At 39.9% G+C, this 16,422-nt stretch carries 19 protein-coding genes; 11 read left to right on the top strand and 8 right to left on the bottom strand.

The window, feature by feature from the left end:
- Positions 1-34 precede the first annotated feature (34 nt).
- Complete coding sequence (locus DS737_RS13605) at positions 35-892, bottom strand: 23S rRNA (adenine(2030)-N(6))-methyltransferase RlmJ (RefSeq protein WP_005083594.1); 858 nt, start codon at positions 890-892, stop codon at positions 35-37.
- Positions 893-1,010: 118 nt separating this feature from the next.
- On the opposite strand from DS737_RS13605, the gene DS737_RS13610 reads away from it, so the two are divergent.
- Both DS737_RS13610 and DS737_RS13615 read left to right on the top strand, forming a co-directional pair.
- Positions 1,011-1,619, top strand: coding sequence for a 2OG-Fe(II) oxygenase (locus DS737_RS13610; protein WP_113997759.1), 609 nt, complete (start codon positions 1,011-1,013; stop codon positions 1,617-1,619).
- Between the two features lie 92 nt (positions 1,620-1,711).
- The gene (locus DS737_RS13615; RefSeq protein ID WP_113997760.1) at positions 1,712-2,239 is read left to right on the top strand and encodes a hypothetical protein; all 528 of its coding nucleotides are present in this window, start codon (positions 1,712-1,714) and stop codon (positions 2,237-2,239) included.
- A gap of 31 nt (positions 2,240-2,270) precedes the next feature.
- Here DS737_RS13615 and DS737_RS13620 read toward each other — a convergent pair whose 3' ends face one another.
- From DS737_RS13620 to DS737_RS13635, 4 genes are all read right to left on the bottom strand, one after another.
- Entirely contained in the window at positions 2,271-2,513 is a 243-nt protein-coding gene (locus DS737_RS13620) for a DUF2789 family protein (protein WP_004637844.1), read from the bottom strand.
- 153 nt (positions 2,514-2,666) lie between these two features.
- A complete protein-coding gene (locus DS737_RS13625) occupies positions 2,667-3,653 on the bottom strand; it encodes a malate dehydrogenase (RefSeq protein ID WP_004637843.1) in 987 nt (328 codons plus the stop codon).
- Positions 3,654-3,822: 169 nt separating this feature from the next.
- Positions 3,823-4,509, bottom strand: coding sequence for a ribonuclease T2 family protein (locus DS737_RS13630; RefSeq protein ID WP_205680596.1), 687 nt, complete (start codon positions 4,507-4,509; stop codon positions 3,823-3,825).
- 28 nt (positions 4,510-4,537) lie between these two features.
- Positions 4,538-6,529, bottom strand: coding sequence for a lytic transglycosylase domain-containing protein (locus DS737_RS13635; RefSeq protein ID WP_008942323.1), 1,992 nt, complete (start codon positions 6,527-6,529; stop codon positions 4,538-4,540).
- Positions 6,530-6,744: 215 nt separating this feature from the next.
- Here DS737_RS13635 and miaB point away from each other — a divergent pair, with 215 nt between their 5' ends.
- From miaB to DS737_RS13655, 4 genes are read left to right on the top strand one after another with little or no spacing between them, the layout of a single operon-like run.
- Positions 6,745-8,196, top strand: coding sequence for a tRNA (N6-isopentenyl adenosine(37)-C2)-methylthiotransferase MiaB (miaB, locus tag DS737_RS13640; protein WP_004637839.1), 1,452 nt, complete (start codon positions 6,745-6,747; stop codon positions 8,194-8,196).
- 39 nt (positions 8,197-8,235) lie between these two features.
- The gene (locus DS737_RS13645; RefSeq protein ID WP_017394568.1) at positions 8,236-9,315 is read left to right on the top strand and encodes a PhoH family protein; all 1,080 of its coding nucleotides are present in this window, start codon (positions 8,236-8,238) and stop codon (positions 9,313-9,315) included.
- Between the two features lie 18 nt (positions 9,316-9,333).
- Positions 9,334-9,819: an rRNA maturation RNase YbeY gene (gene ybeY, locus DS737_RS13650; RefSeq protein ID WP_113997761.1), complete on the top strand. Its 486-nt coding sequence runs from the start codon at positions 9,334-9,336 to the stop codon at positions 9,817-9,819.
- Positions 9,820-9,830: 11 nt separating this feature from the next.
- Positions 9,831-10,130, top strand: a complete 300-nt coding sequence (locus tag DS737_RS13655; protein WP_113997762.1) for an antibiotic biosynthesis monooxygenase family protein — start codon at positions 9,831-9,833, stop codon at positions 10,128-10,130.
- Between the two features lie 30 nt (positions 10,131-10,160).
- Here the strand turns inward: DS737_RS13655 and DS737_RS13660 are convergent, their stop codons facing one another.
- Positions 10,161-10,586, bottom strand: coding sequence for a hypothetical protein (locus DS737_RS13660; RefSeq protein ID WP_162784530.1), 426 nt, complete (start codon positions 10,584-10,586; stop codon positions 10,161-10,163).
- A 29-nt stretch (positions 10,587-10,615) separates the two neighbouring features.
- Entirely contained in the window at positions 10,616-11,500 is an 885-nt protein-coding gene (locus tag DS737_RS13665; RefSeq protein WP_017394567.1) for an energy transducer TonB, read from the bottom strand.
- A 235-nt stretch (positions 11,501-11,735) separates the two neighbouring features.
- Between DS737_RS13665 and DS737_RS13670 the strand changes: the two genes are divergently transcribed.
- The 3 genes from DS737_RS13670 (at position 11,736) to DS737_RS13680 (ending at position 14,050) form a co-directional block, all read left to right on the top strand.
- On the top strand, positions 11,736-12,419 hold the full coding sequence (locus DS737_RS13670; protein WP_004637833.1) for a hypothetical protein: 684 nt from the start codon (positions 11,736-11,738) through the stop codon (positions 12,417-12,419).
- A 194-nt stretch (positions 12,420-12,613) separates the two neighbouring features.
- Positions 12,614-13,330, top strand: coding sequence for a DUF3108 domain-containing protein (locus DS737_RS13675; RefSeq protein WP_113997764.1), 717 nt, complete (start codon positions 12,614-12,616; stop codon positions 13,328-13,330).
- A gap of 144 nt (positions 13,331-13,474) precedes the next feature.
- Positions 13,475-14,050, top strand: coding sequence for a xanthine phosphoribosyltransferase (locus DS737_RS13680; RefSeq protein ID WP_004637831.1), 576 nt, complete (start codon positions 13,475-13,477; stop codon positions 14,048-14,050).
- Positions 14,051-14,095: 45 nt separating this feature from the next.
- Here the strand turns inward: DS737_RS13680 and DS737_RS13685 are convergent, their stop codons facing one another.
- Entirely contained in the window at positions 14,096-14,869 is a 774-nt protein-coding gene (locus DS737_RS13685) for a YwqG family protein (RefSeq protein WP_004637830.1), read from the bottom strand.
- Positions 14,870-15,040: 171 nt separating this feature from the next.
- Here DS737_RS13685 and thyA point away from each other — a divergent pair, with 171 nt between their 5' ends.
- The gene (thyA, locus tag DS737_RS13690; RefSeq protein ID WP_004637829.1) at positions 15,041-15,883 is read left to right on the top strand and encodes a thymidylate synthase; all 843 of its coding nucleotides are present in this window, start codon (positions 15,041-15,043) and stop codon (positions 15,881-15,883) included.
- A gap of 20 nt (positions 15,884-15,903) precedes the next feature.
- A complete protein-coding gene (locus DS737_RS13695) occupies positions 15,904-16,413 on the top strand; it encodes a dihydrofolate reductase (protein WP_004637828.1) in 510 nt (169 codons plus the stop codon).
- The last annotated feature ends 9 nt before the right edge of the window (positions 16,414-16,422 follow it).

Raw genomic sequence — 16,422 nt, forward strand, 5'->3', positions numbered from 1 at the left:
TTCAATTCCTCAACAATATCTTAATGTTGATGGGTTATTCACCCACCAACCAACGCACTGCGGCATGACCGCCAATTTCTTGCATACGCAAATGTGGAAATAACCATTGTAATGCTTGATCTGCATCTTCCGAAAATTTCCAAGGTGGGTTAATCACTAAAAGCCCGCAACCATTTAGCCCCACAGGTGTATCATCAGGCCATACACAGATTTCGCAAACCAATTGGCGGCGAATGCCTGTTTTAAACATTTTCTTTTCGAAACGTTCAATCATGGCGCGATCTTTAATTGGATACCATACAGCAAACACACCAGTCGGCCATTTTTTATGAGCAGCTTGGAGCAATTCGACTAATTGTGGGAAATCTTTACGCTCTAGTTCATATGGTGGATCAATCATGACCAACCCACGTTTTTCTTTTGGTGGGATAACGCCGAGCAAACCTTCATAAGCATCTCGCTCATGTAAACCCATGCGTTTATCACGGATATTTTGGCGTAGCTGTTGAAACACATCACGCTGCATTTCAAAAACAGTTGCCTTATCAATTTCACGCATTCCTTGCAAAGCAAACCACGGGGAACCCGGGTAACTACCTTTGCCCTCTTCGGCACGTAAACTTTCAACTAGTTTCAAATATTCTTGCACACCCTCAGGTGCTTGACGCTTTTCTATCTCGCCCAACTGTACGAGACGATGGATCCCTGTTAAAAACTCACCAGACTTTTGTGCTGGTGCAAGAGATAAGTCATATTTACCTGCCCCACCATGGGTATCGATATATCGATATGGCTTATCTTTAGCATTTAAACGATTAAGCAGTTGAAGCAAAAGCACATGCTTCATAACATCGGCAAAGTTACCTGCATGGAAATGGTGACGGTAATTCATGTTGACAATTATTCCTCAATTCAAAGGATAGTTTATCATGAAAATAAAGGCTATTCTTTAGCGTTGATGTGATCAGCCAAAATTGTACTGTAATCAAATGAATGTTAACTGGAGCTGTATGCAATCTACCTCTCTTCCTACATCTTGGAATATTGATCAAATTTTAGATGATTTAAATACGTTTGGTTTTGCTTTAGTGAATGACGCGTACCCTAAAGAATATATAATTGATCTGGTTCAAGAATGTAGTCTTCATCTGGAGGAGTTTCGAGCAGCGGGAATACAGAATGGCGTTGTCAGTCATATTCGAAGCGACCACATTTTATGGATTGATCATCAACTGCCCATCGCACAACAACACATCAAGACCTTACAAAACTTATCTCAAACGTTAAATCAAGCATTCTATCTCGGGATTAAAGAGGTAGAAGCACATTTTGCTTGCTATAACGCAGGTGAGTTTTACGCGTTACATCGCGATAATCCACAACTAAAAAATGATCGAATGATTTCAACTGTTTTCTATCTACACGAACATTGGCAGGAAGACTGGGGTGGTCAATTGCGTTTACAGGATAAGAATGGGGAGTGGCATATCATTCAACCTACACCCAATCGCCTTGCTATTTTCCAAAGTGATATATTGCATGAAGTTCTTCTCTCCAAACAACAGCGTCTCTCTATTACTGCATGGTTAAGAAGTGGAAATTCTATTTGGAATAATTAGAATCGAATGAATATCAAGGGACACTAAACCTTTAAATTTCTCAAAACAACCTTATATAACCTACCTAACTGACGATTTTTGTGGATCAATGCATGTCGAATGAAACCAAACAGGTAATTTCTCGGATTGGGGAAACAGACCAACTTTATTTAAGTGGCAACACCCCCGAGCTTGCTTTAGAACGTGCGGACTTACGTTTGCAGTTAGTGATGCTCAGCCATGTTCGTCAGGAACAATTACATTTTCTACAAGAAGCAATTGTATTACTTGAACAAGCACGTATTGAACACGAAGAGATGCCTTTAAGCTTGTATTTGAGTTTGTCATTGTATTTAGCTAAAGCATATATGATTTATTTTGAGCTAAACAAAGAACAACGTTTCGCTTTGATTACACAACAGATCTTAAAACCTTTAGCACATCATGATCACTTAGATATTTATTTCTTTCTCGCCTATGCATCTGTTGTAAAGCAAGAATATGCACTTACTCGACATTGGTTGAAAAAATATGTGTCTTGCCTAGATCATGATCTTGAATTGCTTCAAGCCCACCCTGCTTTCGATCAAATACGACAAGAAGCTTGGTTTAAAACACTTCTACGTAATAAAGCTCACTAATGATTTGTGAGCTTTATTTACTTTTGTATGATTATTCCGTGCTGTCTACATGCAATTGTTGATTTAACTCATCAATCACTATCGCCCATTCATCATCTTTTTCCCAATGACTTTTTAAAAAATCTCGCTGCCCTGCACTCCAAAAATCAGCTTCATGCAGTTTTTCCTCGGCACGTAATTGATGCGTTTGGATAAAAAGCTCCATAGCCGCCTCATCCGCCTCTAACCCAAGCTGTTCAAATAAAAGTTCTAGTGTAGGTTGTTGTTCAAACATGTTTATTCTCCCTTAGCTTTTTCTTCTTTTAATGTATCAATAAAGCACACACTATTGCAGTGAAGCACTTTGTTTTCTTGTTGTTTTTTGTGTGATTCCTACACAATAAAAATGCCCCCAATCGGAGGCATTTTTTAATTTATCAGTGATAAATTATTTTAGCATATCAGCAATTGCTGCACGCTCTTCTTCAAGTTCGTTCAACGTGAAGTTAATACGCTCACGGCTGAACTCATCAATTTCTAAACCTTGAACGATTTTGTATTCACCGTTTTCAGTTGTTACAGGGAAACCGAACATAACGCCTTCTGGAATACCATATGAACCGTCAGATGGGATACCCATAGTTACCCATTTGCCGTTTGTACCCAATGCCCAGTCACGCATATGATCGATTGCAGCATTTGCAGCAGAAGCAGCAGAAGACAAACCACGCGCCTCGATGATCGCAGCACCACGCTTACCAACTGTTGGAAGGAATACATCCTTATTCCACTCAGCATCGTTGATTTTGTCTTTTAAGCTTTCACCATTTGCAGTCGCAAAACGGTAGTCAGCATACATCGTTGGAGAGTGGTTACCCCAAACCGTTAATTTTTCGATATCAGCAACAGCAACACCAGCTTTTTGAGCAACTTGAGTCAACGCACGGTTGTGGTCAAGACGTAACATCGCTGTGAAGTTTTTCGCAGGAAGATCTGGAGCAGAGTTCATTGCGATGTAAGCATTTGTATTTGCAGGGTTACCTACAACCAATACTTTTACATTACGGCTAGCAACTTCGTTTAATGCTTGACCTTGACCGATGAAGATTTCACCGTTTACTTTCAATAAGTCAGCACGTTCCATACCAGGACCACGTGGACGAGAACCAACTAATAATGCATAGTCAGCATCTTTGAATGCAACTTTAGGATCATCAGTTCCGATCATGCCTGCCAATAATGGGAAAGCACAGTCGTCTAACTCCATCATTACGCCTTTAAGCGCTTGTTGGGCTTTCTCAACAGGAACTTCAAGCAATTGTAAAATTACAGGTTGATCTTTACCAAGCATTTCACCGCTTGCGATACGGAATAATAAGCTATAACCAATTTGACCTGCAGCGCCTGTAACGGCAACACGAACGGGTTGCTTCATGTAATTGTCTCCAATGAGGGTCCTTAATTGGACTAGATAGTGATTCTATCCAGTCAAATCATCATAAACGGCAAAGATTGTACTCTAAAGCAGCAGCATATGCATATAAAAGAGAATGAATTTCAACAAAAGTCTGATAGAAAATACAAATTAAGTGCAGCTAGAAAAGTTAATAGCTACCCTTAATTGTAAATTCACTTGGGCAACCTGTCACAACATGACTTGCACATTGTTTATACTGCCCATTTTTGTGATAACACACTCGGATCTCTGTCAAAATGGAGTCTGATCGTGAAGATTGGCAACTAAAACGAATACCATTTGCAGGTAAAGAGGGATTTAATTTAGTAAATTGTTGTCTCAGATTTTCTTTTTGTACACTAATCGTGTTTTGACTGGTCAGATCAGCAGGTATCTTTAAACGTTCAGCGAAATTAATAATCGTTCTATAATATTGGCTCGCATTCATCGGGACACAACCTCCAACATTTTGCCAAAGTTGTACCCGCTCAGTTTCATTCGGCATGACACGTGCGACCACGGTCGATTGCAATGGAGATAATGCGGCTGATGATTTTGTTTCACAGTTCCGATTGACTGGAACTTCTGGCAATAAACTTGAAATTGTTAAAGAATAACCTTCCAAACACTTACGTTGTTTTTGTTTTGATGAATCTAAAGCACATACCGCTGGCGTCATTTCTACATGTAAAATATAGCCCGCGAGATTTTGGTTACTCGCAGCATATAATGATGTGGCAAACGAAAGCACAAGCATACAGCCTAAAGCCTGTACCCACCTTGTAAACCGTCGTTTTAAAAAATCTATTGATTTCATCAAATACCAAAACTTCATGACTTCAAATTTAATATCAGCTTATATTTCAAGGGCTATTTCGCACAGGAATCACACCCATCCTTTTCTCTAGGGACTGTGGCCCTTGCCCCAATACCACACCATAATGCGTCGCATTGGTCATGACATGTTTGACATAGTCACGTGTTTCCAACAATGGAATCGATTCTGTGTATTGATCTGCCGCCAAAGGTTGATTGTCAGGCTGCCAACGTCGTGCTCGATTAGGACCTGCGTTATAACCCGCAGTAGCCAGCACTGCATTGCCGCTGAGTTGCCCCTGAATCATTGAAAGATAGAAAGTACCATAACGAATATTGGTATTCATTTCACTCAGCGCAGCTGGATTGTAGGTTTCACCCATTTGTCGCGCAATTAACTTTGCGGTATTTGGCATGATCTGCATCAAACCACCAGCACCGACATGAGAACGTGCTGTGGTGACAAAACGACTTTCTTGGCGCATTAAACCATATGCCCAAGCAGGATCTACACCTGCATTATTGCTATGGCTCGTGACGTTCGCACGATGAGGTGTAGCAAATCGATAGGTATCGTTGTGACGGGTGGTCGTACGATCAGCAGCATAAATTGCTCGATCATACCATCCCATATCATGCGCGCGTTTTGCAGCAGCGAGAATCAAACCATCATCTTGCTGTAAATAAGCTTGGCGTACTGCCCAATTCCACTCACGATTGATATATGTGGCTGGTGCATTAATTTCTCTAAGGGTAAATGCACGTCTAAAATGGATATTTTGATTAAGTCGTTGCGTATCTTGGGCTGAGGGTTGCTCATTAAATGGTTGATGGTGATAACGCTGGCCCAAACGGTCTTTGGCCAACAAATGATGATAATCATCACCAGCTTGAGCCAATTTACGATAAATCTGCTGTGCTGCTTGCTTAGACGCAGCATCGGCGCGTTGCTCAGACGCTCTTGCTAACCAATACTGCCAACGATCTTCTTGTTTTTGCGTCACAGACATCGCATCTATTGCCCGAATCAGACTTTCCCAAGAACCAAATCGAATGGATTGTCTTGCATAAATTTCGGCTTCCTCAGGACTAAATGGATAACCATAGCTTTGATCAAATGCAGTTAATACTTCACGATTAAAACCATTTTTCATCACAGTCGTACCGCCCACATAACCGACTGTACGATATAGATATTGTTGTACAGCTTGTGGCGTATCTTGAAGCGCACGAGGAAGATTCGCCAATGCATTGGTTAGATCACTATCCGCGACCCGCCCCAAAGCAAAAATCAAATATGCATAATCTGCGTCGTTGTTTTTAGCAGCGCTCCACAGATAGCCCAATGGATTGGCTTGAATCTGATTGAGCTGTGCAAGCGATAAATTCAGCCCCATTGATTGTGCTGTGGTGATCGCAAAGCCAGATTGCCCCGCACGTAGTTGTGACCACAAGCGATGTTGGCGATCTTGCGCGGTCATCAACGGGCTAGCCAGCATCAATCGCCCTAAACCATTACATGATTCAGGTTGTGTCGTGGTGGTTAACCAAATGTCTTTGTACTCTGCAAAAACAAGGCTATCTCCTGTTTGTGCTCGAACTTGGGCAACAGCACAGCTTTCTGCTTGATCAGGGTTTGTGACATAACTGAGTACGGGCTTGGCTTCAGCAAAGCTGGCGTATTTCACTTTTTCTTCAACATAGTCAGCAGCCAACTTTTCAGCCATTGCTGATTGTGGGTAGCGTTGAGCAAAACTAATAATGGCAGAGGCAGGCTGTGAGGCTAAATTGGTATTGAGTTTCCAGTATTCAGGGTAATACCCCAATACATCATTCTGCATTTGTTCTTGGAATTGATCGAGTAAAGCTATATTACTGGCATTTGCCGCACGCAAAGCATCATTGAATTGAATATCTAAAGCGTATAGGGATGAACATGCGAACATACCTCCCACTGCGAAAAAATAACGGAAACTGTTCTTATACTTCACTTTTTTAGCATCCATTGTTATCAAATCACGTTGCTTTTTCATCTTCATCAATCAATATGCCCTATTCACCCTAGTGATATAGTGTAATAAGTCTAGCTTTCCACTATTGTTGTGTTATGTAACTTACTGATTCATATTCATTAAAATGCATACAATTTTATTCACAAACTGTCCATTTTTGTCAGTTTTTTATTCTCTGCGTTCTGACAAAAATACTGTTATAATCCGCCGTTTATTTAAACCCATCTTGTTTAGGAGCCTGCATGACGGTTCAAACATTCATTCCAAGTGCGACACACGCTGCCTCAGAAAACACTGTTACCCAGCCAATGCACACCGCTGATGTTTCAATGAAGAAGTTATATATTGAAACGCAAGGGTGTCAGATGAATGAGTATGACAGTCATCGTATGGCAGATTTGTTAGGTGATTCACATGGCTATGTGCTCACTGACAATCCAAATGAAGCTGACATTCTTTTAATGAATACTTGCTCTATTCGCGAAAAAGCACAAGAAAAGGTATTCAGTGGACTCGGCCGTTGGCGCAAACTCAAAGAGAAAAATCCTGACCTCGTGATTGGTGTCGGTGGTTGTGTTGCCTCTCAAGAGGGTGACAACATTCAAAAACGTGCGCCTTATGTCGATATGGTATTTGGTCCGCAAACCTTGCACCGTTTGCCACAAATGTTAGATCAACATCAAGCGCAAGTTGAAAAACCAAAGAAAGAAAAAATTAAACTGGTCGATATCTCCTTCCCTGATATTGAAAAATTTGACTTCTTACCAGAACCTCGCGTCGAAGGCTTTAAAGCATTTGTTTCGATTATGGAAGGCTGTTCAAAATACTGTTCTTTCTGCGTGGTACCATATACTCGTGGTGAAGAAGTTTCACGACCATTAGATGATGTTCTAGCAGAAATCGCTGGGTTGGCTGAAAAAGGTGTTCGTGAAATCAGCCTACTTGGTCAAAACGTAAATGGTTATCGTGGTGAAACTTTTGAAGGCGGAATTTGCACATTCCCAGAATTACTTCGCTTAGTGGCAGAAATTCCAGGTATTGGACGTTTACGTTATACCACTTCTCACCCACTTGAGTTTTCAGATGAGTTGATTCAATGTTATCGTGATTTACCGCAAATGGTTTCACACTTGCATTTGCCCGTACAAAGCGGTTCGAATGATGTGCTGCAGGCGATGAAACGTAACCACACCATTGATGTCTATATCGATAAAATAGCCAAGTTACGCAAAGTACGCCCTGATATGCATTTATCAAGTGACTTCATTATTGGCTTTCCTGGCGAAACGGATCAACATTTCGCAGAAACCTTACAGTTCATTAAAGATTTAGACTTTGATCACTCTTATAGTTTTGTTTATTCAAAACGTCCGGGGACACCTGCCTCTGATCTTCCAGATGACACACCTGAACAAGTGAAAAAGGATCGTCTTGCACAAGTTCAAGAGGTTATTAAACGCTCAAGCATCGATAAAACTGATGCCATGCTCGGTAAGATCGAACGTGTCTTAATTGAGAAAGTATCTGATAAAGATCCAAATATCTTGATTGGGACAGCTGATAATACTCGTCTGGTTACATTTATAGGCGATGCAGCTTGGGTCGGTCGTTTTGCTGAAATCGAGATTACTGAAATTAAAACTTTAAATTTAGTTTATGGTGAACTCTTGAATCTTGAACCTGACGTGGCGTAATGTAGAGGTATTCTTATAAGTCAACAAAAAGGGCTTCTCTTGACTGCAGCGATTCGACGTACAGTAATGTTCCCTGAGATTTCCATGGAACGCTTAAAAAGCATGCTCGGTGCATATAACGGGCATTTAAAACAAATCGAACAACGTTTAGATGTCAAAATTACTCACCGAGGAGATGCGTTCTATCTCGATGGTGATATAGAAACGGTCGAAAGAGCCGAAGCATTATTGCAACGGCTCTATCAAGAGTCTGAAACATCACAACAAATCAGCGCTGATCTGTTACATCTGATGATTCAATCCTCACAATCCGAGCGTGATTTCGAGTTGGTGGGTGAGGAGTTGGATGAATATGACGCGCCGATAGATGTGTATTTTCAAACGCGCAAAGGACGAATTAATCCTCGCGGCGCTAACCAAAAGCGCTATGTACAACGTATTTTGCAAAGCGATATTTCTTTTGGTATTGGTCCCGCAGGTACAGGTAAAACTTACTTAGCGGTTGCCGCTGCGGTTGACATGTTAGAACGCAATGAAATTCAACGTATTTTATTGGTTCGCCCTGCTGTCGAAGCTGGGGAAAAACTAGGTTTCTTACCGGGTGATCTTACTCAAAAAATCGATCCATATTTGCGCCCACTATACGATGCTTTGTATGAGATGCTCGGTTTTGAGAAAGTTGCCAAACTAATTGAACGCCAAGTGATTGAGGTTGCGCCTCTTGCTTACATGCGCGGGCGTACACTCAATCATTCATTCGTGATTTTAGACGAAGCGCAAAACACCACACCTGAGCAAATGAAAATGTTCCTCACACGCTTAGGTTTTGGTTCTCGTGCTGTGATTACAGGTGATGTGACACAGGTTGACCTACCACGTGGACAGCAATCAGGCTTAGCACAAGCACTCCGTGTACTGGAAAATGTACACGAAATTCATATTACCCGCTTCCACTCTCGAGATGTGGTTCGTCATCAGTTAGTACAAAAAATTGTAGAAGCTTATGAAGGTTGGGACAGCGAACAACAGCGCTTGTCAGCTGAAGCTCGTGCCGAACGTAAAGCCAAGCAAGAAGCTCTAATTGCTGAGAACGATGAAAAAGCGGATGCACAGCATTAAGATGATTAAGGGTTTATTTTGAAAATCAATTTAAGTCTGCAACAAGACTTTCAAACTGCTGAGTTACCACTGAAACGTGGTCAAATCAAAAAACACATCGAAACCGCATTACGTCATGTCGGTTTCGATGCTGATTGTGAAATTGGCATTGCTTGTGTTGATCTAGCAGAAAGCCATGAACTAAATCTGCAATATCGGGAAAAAGATAAACCAACAAATGTACTTTCTTTTCCAAGTGACATTCCAGAGGAAATGCTAAGTTTGCTAGATGCTGAACCTTTGGGTGATTTGGTCATTTGTATGCCTGTGGTTTTGCAAGAAGCGAAAGAGCAACAAAAAACACCGATGGATCATTTCACACATTTATTGGTACATGGCATTTTGCATTTGCTCGGTTATGACCATGAAACCAGTGAATCTGATGCTGAAGAGATGGAAGCATTAGAAATAGCAATTTTGAAGAAACTCAACATTGCCAATCCTTACCAAGCTGATGAAATCTAGTTGAAACGCTTATGTATGTTGTCATTTTTAAAGCCACAATCAATACACTCGATGCAACTTACTCTGAAATGGCACAAAAGCTGAGAAATAAAGCTTTAAGCCAATTTAACTGTATCAAATTCGAAGCATGTAGTGAAAATGGCTTTGAAATTGCTTTGTCTTATTGGCACAGTCTTGAAGATATCAGACATTGGCAACAAGACGCTGAACATCAAGTTGCTCAGCGGCTAGGTAAAGAAATATGGTACCAACACTTTAATGTAGAAATTTGCAAAGTTGAGCGTGCTTACTCTAGTCAAAATGGATTGTGAATAACATTTAAGTTATCCACATTTATTCCTTTAGAACAACGAAATAAGAAAAATCGATATAAAAATTAAGAGTAAACGAAAACATAAACCAATAATAATTAAAATAAACCATTCTTTCTTAGAATGACCAACATAATGTTGCCCAAGTCTTTGCTTTATATGTTGTGCCTCATGACGTATATAGGCGAAATACCAAATAATGAGGTACCAAAGAGAGAGTCCATTTACTAACCCATTATTATTAGGAAAATTTATTGCACAAAAAGTAGAAAGTATCCAAATTGCAAAACCCGCTATAATCCAATTACGCGCTTTTTTCTGTCTTTCAATATCATTCAATTTTTGAGCATTATTAAATAAGTAAAAACTGCTAAAAATTGGAGTAACTAACAAAGACCAACATGCTAAAGCATTTGGACTCCATAATTTTATTTTATCACTTGGACTCAAACTCACTATTTATTGACCTTTGGTTATTTAATTATTCAATGCACTTCAAATTCAGCATCCACTGGATCAAAACGCCATGTTCGGATAATGCGTAACTCAGAAATATCTTTCATACTGCTGTCAAAAGCTCCAAATGGTGCACCACGGCGAACAGAAGCACGAGCTGCTTCATCCAAAATCGGATGTCCTGAGCTCTCAATTAAACGAATGGCTCGGATACCGCCTTGCGCATTTAAAATCACCATTAAACGTACTTCACCCGCTAAGCGTTGCTGTTTTGCCGCATCGGGATAATAACGATTGCCATACAACTCAACTTTTTGTCGGAATTTATCGAGATATGCTGCCGATGCATCTTGTTTCGCTTGTATCCCATCAACCGTTTTAATACGTTGCTTACGGCTAAAATTTTGTTGGCGTTGTAAATATTGCGCTTCTAAACTTGCCACCATCGCAGCTTTGGCTTGAAATTGACTTTGTAATTCTTCTAATGCTTTCTTACGTTCATTCTGTTCAGCTTGCTTTTGCCAACTTAACACTGTCATTAACACTTTTTCCTCAAAGAGGAGTTCACGCTTCTGTTGTATGGTTTCGAGACTTTCTAGCTCATGCTCTCCTGTGGTTGCATCACTTTGCATTGGCGTAGGCATATCACTAGACATACGATGTGCTTGATGAAATTCACCTGATCCTTGTTGATCAGTTTGCGCTAAAAAATCTGCATGCTCGACCTTATCTTGACTTGGACGTACAGACACGGCGATTTCTTTGGTTGATGTATCAGTAGGTGACGGCATCGAAAATTGTGTTGTCAGTACGAGGCCATGTACCATGATTGCAATAACAACTGCTCCAACAAAAATCGGATCTTGCCACCAAAAGGAAGTCATTTGAGTACGAAAATTTATTTTATTCCACATGGTATATAAGCGACAAAAATGTCTCATCCCCAACGGCAGCTACCGCATAAAAAAACCAAACCAATATTCAAAAGTACGAAAAAATGTGATCCACTTATAGCTTGAGTGCTTCCATCGCATCATTTTATGAAAATGTAGCAATTAATTTTGCTACACTGCAAGCCACAAATTTAATTTTTACTTTTTAGTTAAGCAAAGATGGCGAATACACCATTCACTTTCTGGAACAACTTTTATGCAAACGCTACTTTCATCTGTTGTTAAACGTCTACGTAAAGTTTACCAAAAAGCCGAAGATTTCATTGAAGAAGAAAGAGAATTCCCACTTTCACAAGTATTTGTAAATGCCACAATGGAGCGGTACGTCACCAATAATGTCGAAATCATGCAAGATTTACATGCAGATCTATATGATGGTTGGTTACGTCTATACACCACTTTGGATGTAAAAGGCTTACACACGACGCTATCCGTTGATTTAAAACTGATTCAAATGGAAATGAATCAGGATGTTCAACTGATGGTGTTTGAACAAATTAGTAATACTCAAGTGATCGAAGCAAAATTCAAAAACATTTTTCAAAAATGGGGCTTCCATATTGCGATTTGGTATTACCAAAAATTTAAGGAAGAAGATCCTTTAGGCAAAATTTTAGCGCATTTTGAAATTGTAACGGTGAAAGATGATTTACTCTATCTCGATCTAAATCGCTGGTTTGGGAAAAAGCCAAGCATTATCGAAACTTTGAGTAAGGTTCATGTCAACCGAGCAAGGGTCCGACCTGCTGAGCTCATCGTGTGGGGCAATGTCAATCTCACTGCGATTCTATACCCACCGAATGATGATGATTTTGGTGAAGATGAGTTAGAAGATAGTACTGTGACGCCCATTCAACAGAAGAAGGCGAAAAGAAAATAAATAAAATGCTCAATGGGTTTACTTATTACTTTACACCTACCCCATTGAGCCTCCACCTTTACGATTTATACGAAAATTAACAAGCGCTTAGTAAAAAGGCTGAACTTTTCTTCACAATCTACAGGCATAATAAATCTAAATTTTCCTGATAAATGAGTGCAAATACCTCGTATTCGCTCTAAGGACTCAACGTTATGACACAGAAATTATCAAAAGTGCTCGGTATTGCAACAGTAACATCTGCAGCGATTCTATGCGGCAGTTTATCTAGTCATGCTTTGGCAATGACCCCATTCCAAGCAAACTATCAATTTAGCTACAATAACAAAAATCTAGGTTCTGCAACACGTACACTCGCTCAACAAGGTAATAACTGGACATATTCTTTTAACGCACGTGCTGGTGGTATCGCCTCTGCCTCTGAAACCAGTCAATTTAGCTTTGCTGACAATAAAATCACATCGCAAAAATTTAGTCGTACCAGTAAGATCTTGATTCATAACAACACCATGAACATCAACTTTAATCCTAGTGCGAAAGTAATTAGCACCCAGAAAGATGACAAAAAGCGCTCTTTCCCTTGGAAAGATGGTGTTTTAGATGAGCTGAATGCCGAATTACAAGTTCGTGAGGATCTCAAAAATGGTAACACCTTACAAACACGCTACTTTATTGCAGATAGTAAAGCCGTGGATGAGCGCCGTTTTATTCGCCAAGGTACTGAAACCATCAAAACTAATTATGGGACTTTTAACACAATTAAAGTCGTACTTCAGCACGACAAACCAGAACGCAACACGGTATTCTGGCTCGCGCCAAAACTTGATTATCTCCCTGTCAAGGTGACACATAATGACGGAAAATCTTCGTATGGGCTTTTATTAACGGGCTATACGGGTAAAACTAATTAATCAGCGCTAAAATTGCAGCCATATACCAAACATCGTAAAGTTCTGTGAAATATCAACAAAGCTTTAATTTATGGCTTGCAATTTTTTTGATGCTTTTTAAAATATGCCTTTGCTTGAAAAAGCATCCGTTTAGAGGATTCTCCCGTGTACGCTCTAGAACAGAAAATCTTAAATGAAGGTATCGTTCTATCTGATCAAGTCTTGAAAGTTGACGCTTTCTTGAATCACCAAATCGACCCTGTGCTCATGCAGCAGATCGGCAAAGAATTTGCTGCTCGTTTCAAAGATGCTGGCATTACCAAAATTATTACCATTGAAGCATCAGGTATTGCACCTGCGATCATGGCGGGTCTAGAGCTTGGTGTGCCTGTGATTTTTGCTCGCAAATATCAGTCATTAACATTAAAAGATGATCTTTATCGTTCTAAAGTGTTTTCATTTACTAAACAAACTGAAAGTACAATTGCTATTTCTAACAAGCACATCAGTTCAAGTGATAAAGCACTTGTGATTGATGACTTCTTGGCAAATGGCCAAGCGGCATTGGGCCTGATTGACCTTATTCATCAAGCCAATGCTGAAGTGGTTGGAGTAGGGATCGTGATTGAAAAGTCATTCCAACCTGGTCGTGATGTCTTACTCGAAAAAGGCTATCGTGTAGAGTCTTTGGCACGCGTTAAATCCCTCAGCGATGGTAAAGTAACCTTCGTGACTGAATAAGATTCAATACTTAAAAAGCGGATGAAAGTTCATCCGCTTTTTTATTTAACAACAATCCCAGTTATAGAGCACCTTAGAGAAATCTCTTTTCTTCAAATCTTCTGGGTGAATAAAGAAATTCCCCACACCTGAATCTCCCCACATAATATCGTTCTTAGCGTCGTCCGTATCAAGTTGGAAAAGCAAAATATAGTCTCGAATACTTTTGTTATAACCACGTGGATCACTTTGTGTAAAAAATGGATATCCGCCTAAACGATGTCCTGTTGAAGCAAATGTGTTGCTATATGCATCATAAAAGTCGTCGTCGTCAGATCCTATGTTGAATCCTTCATCCTCAACACTAATAGGTTGTGATGCTAATTCAAACTTAATTGAATATTGCCCAGTAAACGGCAAATAATCATCTTCACCGAATTGAACTTCTGAAAAATCTTGTTTTAATTGTGCTACATCTTCGATTATTCGATCAAAAAACAATACTTTAAAACTTGATTGCTGCTGTTGGTCATCGAAATTCATCCCATATAAATCATCTGCAGCGATATAAAACTGTAAAATACCTTTATCAGGAAAATTCGGTAAATTGGGGATTTCAGCGAAATTAAACTGCGCCAATAAAGCCAATCGATTACCATTGTCATCGGTTGGATAACTTACATCCAATGGTAAATAAGGCTGCCCTCCAATTTTACTTTGCCATAACGTTAACTCGTCGCTTAGCGTGAGTTTCATGGTGACAGTAGGTAACATAGTTGCTGAAATTTTTTCTAGATATGGATGCAAAATACTCGGTAAATTTTCAGGTAAAAGCTTCATTTTGTTGATTGTCCATGTCGTTATTTATAGAACTTAATATAAAACAAGCAGCTGAATTTATACATAGAGCTAACTTTATGATACGACAATTAATGACGTGCAATTGAACCATTATTTATCACATAAATTCTGCTAAGATTAGCCCGATAAAATTTGCGATTAGGAATTACGATGCGCACATACTTAGACCTTTTACAACATATCCTAGACAATGGTGGTGACAAGGGTGACCGCACAGGTACAGGTACACGTTCAGTATTTGGTCATCAAATGCGTTTTGATCTTTCTAAAGGCTTTCCATTACTTACCACCAAGAAAGTCCATTTTCGTTCCATCGTGATTGAACTACTGTGGTTCCTCAAAGGTGATACTAATGTTCAATATCTCAAAGACAACAAAGTCACCATTTGGGATGAATGGGCAACTGCCGAACAAACCGCTCGCTTTGGTCGTCCAGAAGGTGAATTAGGTCCAGTGTATGGACATCAGTGGCGTAATTTTGGTGCAACTCAAAATGAGGATGGTAGTTATCAACAAAATGGTTTTGATCAAATCAAATGGCTGATTAACGAAATTAAAACCAATCCAAATTCACGTCGCTTAATCGTGTCTGGATGGAATCCTAACGAGGCTGGAAAGGTTGCTTTACCGCCTTGTCATACGCTATTCCAATTTTTCGTACAAGATAATAAATTGTCATGCCAGCTTTATCAGCGCAGTGCTGATGTGTTCTTAGGTGTGCCATTTAATATTGCCAGCTATGCCTTGCTGACACATATGATTGCACAGGTTTGCGGTTTAGGCGTCGGTGATTTTGTATGGACAGGTGGTGATACGCATCTCTATGCGAACCATTTTGAACAAGCGAAATTACAACTTAGCCGTGATCCTCTACCGTTGTGCCAGCTTAAACTGAATCCAGAAATTACCGATATTTTTGATTTTAAATTTGAAGATATCGAAATCGTGGGTTATGAATCACACCCAGCAATTAAAGCACCCGTTGCAGTTTAAAACGATAAGAGAGCTCACTTATGGCATGGCAAGGCACAGAAGTTGTCCACGTAGTGGCAATGGATAAAAATCACTGCATTGGAAAAGGAAATGCCCTGCCGTGGCATATTTCTGCAGATCTCAAACATTTTAAAGCCATCACTCAAGGTGGTGTGGTTATCATGGGTCGTAAGACGCTTGAGTCGATGGGACGTGCATTACCGAATCGCGTGAATTGGGTGATTACGCGAGATCCATCTTGGCAATTTGATGGTGTAAAAATTGCGCATAGTATTGAGGAAGCTTTAGATGCTGCACTTACAGACGTACAACACTCTGAAAAAGCATCCTTATTTATTATTGGTGGAGGAGAGATTTTTAATCAAACACTTGCCATTGCTGACCGCCTAGAACTGACCCATGTAGATTTAGATGTTCAAGGCGATGCACATTACCCAAAAATCTCTGAGAATTTTCAAAAAGTGAACTCAGAACTACATACTGATGAAAAATCAAATATCGCCTTCGAGTTCGCGACTTACCAAAAATAAAATGGACTG

The sequence above is a fragment of the Acinetobacter haemolyticus genome (assembly GCF_003323815.1).
In the GTDB taxonomy this organism is placed as follows: Bacteria; Pseudomonadota; Gammaproteobacteria; order Pseudomonadales; family Moraxellaceae; genus Acinetobacter; species Acinetobacter haemolyticus.

Bases quoted from the DNA above. Each gene is read 5' to 3' on its own strand.
- DS737_RS13605 (WP_005083594.1), bottom strand. From the start codon at position 892: ATGAATTACCGTCACCATTTCCATGCAGGTAACTTTGCCGATGTTATG.
- DS737_RS13610 (WP_113997759.1), top strand. From the start codon at position 1,011: ATGCAATCTACCTCTCTTCCTACATCTTGGAATATTGATCAAATTTTA.
- DS737_RS13615 (WP_113997760.1), top strand. From the start codon at position 1,712: ATGTCGAATGAAACCAAACAGGTAATTTCTCGGATTGGGGAAACAGAC.
- DS737_RS13620 (WP_004637844.1), bottom strand. From the start codon at position 2,513: ATGTTTGAACAACAACCTACACTAGAACTTTTATTTGAACAGCTTGGG.
- DS737_RS13625 (WP_004637843.1), bottom strand. From the start codon at position 3,653: ATGAAGCAACCCGTTCGTGTTGCCGTTACAGGCGCTGCAGGTCAAATT.
- DS737_RS13630 (WP_205680596.1), bottom strand. From the start codon at position 4,509: ATGAAGTTTTGGTATTTGATGAAATCAATAGATTTTTTAAAACGACGG.
- DS737_RS13635 (WP_008942323.1), bottom strand. From the start codon at position 6,529: ATGAAGATGAAAAAGCAACGTGATTTGATAACAATGGATGCTAAAAAA.
- miaB (WP_004637839.1), top strand. From the start codon at position 6,745: ATGACGGTTCAAACATTCATTCCAAGTGCGACACACGCTGCCTCAGAA.
- DS737_RS13655 (WP_113997762.1), top strand. From the start codon at position 9,831: ATGTATGTTGTCATTTTTAAAGCCACAATCAATACACTCGATGCAACT.
- DS737_RS13665 (WP_017394567.1), bottom strand. From the start codon at position 11,500: ATGTGGAATAAAATAAATTTTCGTACTCAAATGACTTCCTTTTGGTGG.
- DS737_RS13670 (WP_004637833.1), top strand. From the start codon at position 11,736: ATGCAAACGCTACTTTCATCTGTTGTTAAACGTCTACGTAAAGTTTAC.
- DS737_RS13675 (WP_113997764.1), top strand. From the start codon at position 12,614: ATGACACAGAAATTATCAAAAGTGCTCGGTATTGCAACAGTAACATCT.
- DS737_RS13685 (WP_004637830.1), bottom strand. From the start codon at position 14,869: ATGAAGCTTTTACCTGAAAATTTACCGAGTATTTTGCATCCATATCTA.
- thyA (WP_004637829.1), top strand. From the start codon at position 15,041: ATGCGCACATACTTAGACCTTTTACAACATATCCTAGACAATGGTGGT.
- DS737_RS13695 (WP_004637828.1), top strand. From the start codon at position 15,904: ATGGCATGGCAAGGCACAGAAGTTGTCCACGTAGTGGCAATGGATAAA.